Origin of the sequence: Photorhabdus viridis (assembly GCF_040256935.1) — a bacterium.
GTDB classification, from domain to species: domain Bacteria; phylum Pseudomonadota; class Gammaproteobacteria; order Enterobacterales; family Enterobacteriaceae; genus Photorhabdus; species Photorhabdus viridis.
The window spans coordinates 1-223 of the sequence record NZ_JBEJZY010000571.1 but is presented as its reverse complement, the minus strand read 5'-3'; the positions used below and the strand labels follow the sequence as shown (position 1 = coordinate 223).

Here is a 223-nt window from a genome sequence, read left to right as displayed (position 1 = left end):
ACGGATTAATCCGGAACAATTTAATCTTTGTTTTATCAACTGGATGCGTTCGGTTCATCAGGTCACTCAGGGGGAATTAGTGGCGATTGATGGTAAAGTTTTACGGGGTGCTTATGCCCCGGGAGAACGCAGTTCGGCGCTCCACCTTGTGAGTGCTTATGCGACAGCCAATAAAATGGTCATCGGCCAGGTTAAAACTCAGAAAAAATCCAATGAAATTACC

General features: G+C 45.3%; 1 protein-coding gene. It reads left to right on the top strand.

Annotated elements, in window-relative coordinates:
• Positions 1 to 223, top strand: a 223-nt coding sequence (locus ABR397_RS24595; RefSeq protein ID WP_350307958.1) for an ISAs1 family transposase, incomplete at both ends; no start/stop codon positions are given.